At 57.9% G+C, this 5,778-nt stretch carries 6 protein-coding genes; 4 read left to right on the top strand and 2 right to left on the bottom strand.

Translation table 11 applies throughout. The annotated features are described in order from the left end of the window. Together VMU57_RS07365 and VMU57_RS07360 are read left to right on the top strand one after the other, a co-directional pair. Window positions 1-406: hypothetical protein (locus VMU57_RS07365; RefSeq protein ID WP_325381987.1), on the top strand; the 406-nt coding region annotated here is incomplete at its 5' end. Beyond that, window positions 390-692 (top strand): hypothetical protein, encoded by a 303-nt coding sequence (locus tag VMU57_RS07360; RefSeq protein ID WP_325381986.1) that lies wholly within the window; start codon window positions 390-392, stop codon window positions 690-692. The genes VMU57_RS07365 and VMU57_RS07360, both read left to right, overlap by 17 nt. Window positions 693-738: 46 nt before the next feature. Here VMU57_RS07360 and VMU57_RS07355 read toward each other — a convergent pair whose 3' ends face one another. Both VMU57_RS07355 and VMU57_RS07350 read right to left on the bottom strand, forming a co-directional pair. Beyond that, window positions 739-3,420, bottom strand: a complete 2,682-nt coding sequence (locus VMU57_RS07355; RefSeq protein ID WP_325381985.1) for an AAA family ATPase — start codon at window positions 3,418-3,420, stop codon at window positions 739-741. Continuing rightward, the gene (locus VMU57_RS07350) at window positions 3,417-4,583 is read right to left on the bottom strand and encodes a metallophosphoesterase family protein (protein ID WP_325381984.1); all 1,167 of its coding nucleotides are present in this window, start codon (window positions 4,581-4,583) and stop codon (window positions 3,417-3,419) included. The genes VMU57_RS07355 and VMU57_RS07350 overlap by 4 nt, the downstream gene beginning before the upstream one ends. A gap of 554 nt (window positions 4,584-5,137) precedes the next feature. Here VMU57_RS07350 and VMU57_RS07345 point away from each other — a divergent pair. Both VMU57_RS07345 and VMU57_RS07340 read left to right on the top strand, forming a co-directional pair. After that, complete coding sequence (locus VMU57_RS07345; RefSeq protein WP_325381983.1) at window positions 5,138-5,320, top strand: ribbon-helix-helix protein, CopG family; 183 nt, start codon at window positions 5,138-5,140, stop codon at window positions 5,318-5,320. A gap of 11 nt (window positions 5,321-5,331) precedes the next feature. Continuing rightward, the coding region (locus VMU57_RS07340; protein WP_325381982.1) for a hypothetical protein at window positions 5,332-5,778 on the top strand (447 nt) is incomplete at its 3' end.

Genomic DNA, 5,778 nt, shown 5'->3' with positions numbered 1-5,778 from the left:
GGTTTCAACGGAATGCACACTTTTGCTGAAATGGAAAGCCGCGCCAGAAACACAACAAGTTGCTCGAAGAACTTGTATTCTGGACCGAGGGCAGGGCATGGACAGTTCTTTCGAGCGACTAAGTCCTGGCCATTACCTAGGTTTGATCGTACATTCAGGGTATGAATGTGGCGTGAGTATTGAGCGGGATATGAGGATTGCTGAGCTCAACATCAAGAATGTTCGTGGCATCGCCAGCGCGGAACTCAAGTTTGAGGGAGAATCGGTTTTGAAGATCTTAGGCGAGAGAAAAAGGATCAAGAGGGGCGGGCGCTCCCATTCAAAAATTCTGGTATGGGTTCTCGCTCCTTGTTGTCAGCCAGCGGCCCTCCGATGTCAGCAAAACCATTTTGAGCCAATGCAATAATTTCATCGCGCTAAGGCTAACAAACGAACAGGATCAATCTGCGGTCAAATCAGTAATGCCCGATAGCATGGCTGGGATCGCCGATGTACTCCCTCTTCTGGACATCGGTGAAGCGATTGTTCTAGGGGATGCCGTTCTGCTTCCTTCGCGAATCAAGTTGGATAAGCCCATCGCTACTCCTTTGAGCCTGACGAAAAACTTCTGGCGAGAGTGGGCAGAAAAGTCTTCCAATGCAGAAGCAATCAAAGCTGCGGTGGAGAACCTTCGGCGCCAGAGCAAGAGTTAGGATGCGAAGATAGAAACACTCAAACCCCTACTGTTCGACACAACAGTCACTCTACCTTGCGCTCCTGGATCTCTAGGGTTGTCGCGCCCAGCCTTGCAAATAAACGCTTCCGACACGTTAGCACGATGATCTGTACGCTCTCTCCCGCGCGCATCAAAATGTCGAACATCCGCTCGATGCGCTGATCGTCGCTGAAAGCCAGGGCGTCATCAAGGATGACGGTCGCAGGGCGGCCTTGTTTGAGCAGGAGTTCCGCGAAGGCAAGGCGGGTAAGCACGGCGAGCTGTTCTTGCGTGCCCTCGCTCAGACGGCCGAACTCCTCTGCCGCCCCATTCCGCTCGATCGCGCTGATGCTAAGGTTTTCGTCAAGTACTAGATTCGTGCCGGGTAGCAACATCCTCAAATACGGTTGAACGCGGCTCACGACTGGAGCCAGATAGAGGGCTTTGGCCTCGCGTTCGGCTTCACGCAGGGCCTGCTGGAGTAGTTGAAGAACTGCAGCCTCCTCCTCGTATCCCTTCACCGCCGCCTCCAGCCGGGCTTGCTCTGCTTTCGCAATCTCAAGTGCTTCCTCTACGCCGGCACCCTCGCTGGCCTCGATCAACGTCGTGAGCCGCGTGATCTCATTGTTGAGCGTCGCGAGAGCATCCTGGTGATTTCGTCCGGCAGTCTCTAGCCGCTTGATTCGGATGTCGATCGCTTCAACCGTTTCGCCCTGGCTGTTTTCGAGCGTTGTGAGAGCTGTCTGTTGCTCGTTGGCACGCAGCGTAAGTGCCGTAGCATGGGCCGAGAGTTCTTCGTCGCTGGATTGAGCGCGCCCCGCGGCAAGGGCGGCTTGCTTCGACTCAAGAGTGCCCTGCCGCCCAGCGAGGCGGTGCTCGTGCTCCTGCAATGTTGTGCTTGCTTCGACGAGCACGCCCTTTGGTCCGTCTAACGCCGCCTCGGCCGCCTGAATGTCAATAGCCAGTTGCTCGGCGCGATCATGAGTCTCGGCGATTTCTTTCGCGATCTCCGCAGCCGTTGGCAGTGCAGAAAGGGTCAGGCCGTCGAGTTCCGTTTTAAGCCGACCCCGTAGTTCGCTTACACGGGTTTGGCGCGCGTCGAGGCCTGCTGCCAACTTGGTCGATGGATCTCGCGGTGCAAGCCCCGCAATCCCACGGCGAACCTCTGCGAGCTGCCGCTCCAATTCACGGCGCTCCGCCAACGCGTGGCGGGCGGCAGTCAGGTTCTCGGCGCGGGCAGTCTCAAGCGCCGCCATGAGTGTATTTTCGGCGAGGCGAAGACGCTCAAGGATCGCGTCGCGGTCATCGATCTGTGGTTCAACGACGATTTCTCCAACCCCTTCGACGCCAATCGTGGTCTTAGCTACTATCGCGAGAGAGATGGCAGGTGTATCCAGGGGCGCACCATCGAGACGGACGCGTCCTAATGCGACCGTCTCAATCGCGAGCGATACTGTGGTCGCGACCGCACTCAGTGCTGCTTTCGCGCCGGAAAGTTCTGTATCGGCCGCCTCGATCCGCAACACGGCCTCGTCTGTCGCGGTGATCTGCCCTATCAATTCGGAGAGTCGGTCGGCGGCTGCCTGTAAGTCTGCCGCCTTTGCCAGCGTTGCCTCATGCTGCTCGATCTCGGTACGCAGAGAAGAGACACTACGGATCCGCTCAAGCCGCCGACTCTGTTCACCGGCAAGGCGCGCCTGGTCGCGGAGATCGGCGAGACGTTTTTCGCAAGTTTCGACCAGAAGGTTGGTCTCATTCCTGTAGATCTCGGCCCGGCCAATCTCGTCCCTGAGTCCCTTGATCTCGGCCTCGATTAGGGCGACTTCTCGCGCCAGTTCGGCGCGGTTCGTCACTGCCGTCCGTTCGCGTGCAGCCCGCTCCTCGGCGAGCTTTGCCGCATTCCTGGCCGCCTCAATCTCAGCGGCTTTGGTGGCCGCCGCAGTGCGGCGGGTGCGTGCCTCATCAAGCTCGCGCCGATGGGTTTCCTCGTTCCAATCGACCTGAAGGTCTTTGCGCTCGCGCTTCAGGCGCGCGAGTATGTCCATGTAGTCAAAAATCTCCCGCCGTTTTTCCCCGAGCTGGTTAACGCGTACCTCCGTCTCTGCGAGCCGATCTTTGGCGTCTTTGAACTTTCCGCGTGGACCCCTCGTGCTGATCATTTCTCCAAGCGCTTGCTCAATCGCGATTGGAATCTTCCGGCCCCTTTCTCCACCTGTGACAACGCCCACTTGTGCTTCTATACAGCCCTGCAAAGTGCGGCGACCGGCGTCGTCAAGCTTGGCATCGCCAAATGACCTTCCCTGCCGCACCCAGAGAGTTCCCCAGATGCCGGGTTCGCCGCCGCCTCGGCGGCTTGCAAATTCAAGCAGGCGCTGAAGCTCTGTCTCCGCCGCCTCGTCTTCGAAGCGACGGCGGTCTGAACTGGTCAGCACAGCTTTTCCAGCTTGGCCGGCGAAGCGCTTTCGGATGGTCCAACTCGTACCGTCGAGATTGAACGCTAGTTCAACCTCCGGTACTGTGCCGTTAACGAAGTGTCGGAAGCTTCTTACAAGCTCGGTCTGCGATTTCGCCTTCTCGAAAATCACACCATTGATGGCCTCAAGCAGCGTCGATTTGCCGAGTTCGTTCTGACCGACGAGAAGGTTGACTCCGTCGGTGATTCCATCGACGCGAACGGTGCCGACGAACTTCCGAAAATTCGTGACTTGGACCGATCGTATTTTCATGAGGCTGCTGCCTGTCGCAGATGTTCGATGTACAAGCGGCGCAGGGCCAGTGAGGCAAGGCGCGCGCGCGCTGGATTGGAGCTGTCGTCGGCCATCGCCTTGAGCCGGTCCGCCGCTACGCGGACGAAACCCGCTCGGTCGATATCGTCCATGTCTGCTTCCGTCGGTTCAAGGACCAGCCCGGCATCTTGCGACCGCATGCCGCACACTGCGGCCCCGATGCCGTGGATAATCCTCTCCTCAAGTTTCTTGCGGCCCGCCAGTGACAGCGTGCCGGTAAGCTGGAGGTCGAGTACGACTCTGCTTAAGTCTAGTTCGAGTGCCCGAAGTTCCGCTTCCAGTAGATCGATCTGAGAGTCTTCCGTGAACGTCTTCACGACCTGGTGCCAGCGATACCGGCCGACCTCGACGGGTAGAACCGTGGGTACAGCGCGAGCGCCGGCGATATCGACCAGGAGGGCGGAGCCGCCATTGCAGAGCGTTCCGCTGGAACCTGGCGGACGCTTGAACATATCCGGCTCTGGTGTGCCTGCATACCACACGCGATCACTGATTTTTAGTTGTCGGTGCCAGTCGCCCATGGCGAGGTAGGCGAGCCCCGCAGTCTCAGCCCGAGCGGGATCGACGAAGTTTGAGGCTTCGCCATCTGAACCGAAACCCTGGATCGAGCCGTGCGCCATCCCGATTCGTATGGCTCCCTCAGACGTGGCCTCTTTGTCCATGTAGCTCGTGAGGTCGTCTACATTTGCGATATGGGGAAGTGGCGCCGGTAGAAGGAAGACGGGCGTTCCGTTGTCATCCATAATCTTCACAGCGCCCGGCTTAGTATGTAGCTGCACGTTCTCCGGGAAACTAGCGCGCGCAAGACGATCCCAGAGGCCGTTCTCGCGCACGTGGTCATGGTTGCCAGGCATCAGGTGCCAGGCGATCCTGGGGAACTGCCGCATCCCCTCGATAGGCTTCGCGAGAGTCTGTGGGGAGAGTTGCTGCTTCTCGTAAATGTCGCCGGCCAACAGCACAGTCGAGGCCCCGTGTTTGATGGCGAGATCTCCGAGAGTGCGAACGGCTGCCTGCCGCGCATCTTGAAGCAGCGCCGCAACTTCAGGTTCGAAATAGATAAACACTTTGCCGATCTGGAGATCGGAAGAATGAATCAATCGCATGTTCTGAACGGTCCCTCCTGTTGACCCACTTCCCGGAGGAGTAAGAGCCGCCTCTGTTCTACACCTCATCCGCCGTCACCGCCACGGCAAACGGGACGCCGATGGCTTCCACGTGACGTTGCATTATACTGCGGCGGCTCTGTTTGGAGCGGCTCACCCGCCCGCGCACTTTGCGCCCCGGCCGCGAGCAGAAGTTTCACCGGCATCCCACTTTCCCTCGCCTACCAGCGTGTGCGGCCATCCTCGTGGTAAAGGGTCTGCGATAAACGCGCCAACAACGCGCGCCCTTGACTCGCTGCGAGTGGGCCGCCGAAAAAAGTCCGTTATCCTGATATGAGGGAAATGGGGGGAATGCAAACCTGGTCCGATGCTAGTGTGGAACTACACCGAATGCATCCCCCCTGGAAAGCGAATTGGAGATATGCTGACAGCCGAAACAGAACTGCTGGAGCCCTTCTGCAGCCTTGCCTTCACCTCACCAGTGTGGTGAAATTCGGTGAACCTTGTAAGAGGCATCTGAAGAAATGAAGGAAAGAAAGGGAGCGACAAGGAGCATGAGGGCCCAAAGTGAGGCTTTGTCGGTCCGTGCGACGATCAGCTTTCCGCCCGGTCTCTACAAAACACTCGAAGAGATCGCGAAACAGAAAAAAGTGTCCTTAGCCTGGGTTGTGCGTGACGCGGCAGAGAAGTACGTCGCGGACAAACGGCGGCTCTTGGGCAGTTCCAAGCGAGAGTAGGGCGGACGCACATGAAAAATCATAATCCCCATCTCGACGAGTTCCTCAGATTCTACAGTCAAAGCGATACCAGCACTGGCGGCACTCGCGGCTACGACCCCAAAACCTATGTCGAAACCAAGCTCGACGAAAAGCTGACACCCGCCATCTTTAACCCAGAGACGAAGCTGGTCATCCTGAGCGGGAACGCCGGCGACGGGAAAACCGCCTACATCCAACGCGTCGAGGCTCAGGCTAAAGCAGACGGCGCGACCGTGACCTCCCAAAATGACAACGGCACTTCATTTACAATGGGTGGCGGATCGTTCCAAACTCTTTACGATGGCAGTCAGGATTTTGAAGGGACAAAGAATGATGATGTTCTTGCCAAGTTCTTTAGTGAGTTTGAGGGCGAGCACGCCCCGACGGGAAACTTTACCAAGATCATTGCTATCAACGAGGGTAAACTTCGCGACTTC

It is taken from the genome of Edaphobacter sp., from assembly GCF_035532915.1.
Classification (GTDB): Bacteria; Acidobacteriota; Terriglobia; order Terriglobales; family Acidobacteriaceae; genus Edaphobacter.
The sequence above is the reverse complement of the archived record's forward strand: the minus strand, read 5'-3'. Positions and strand labels throughout refer to the sequence as shown.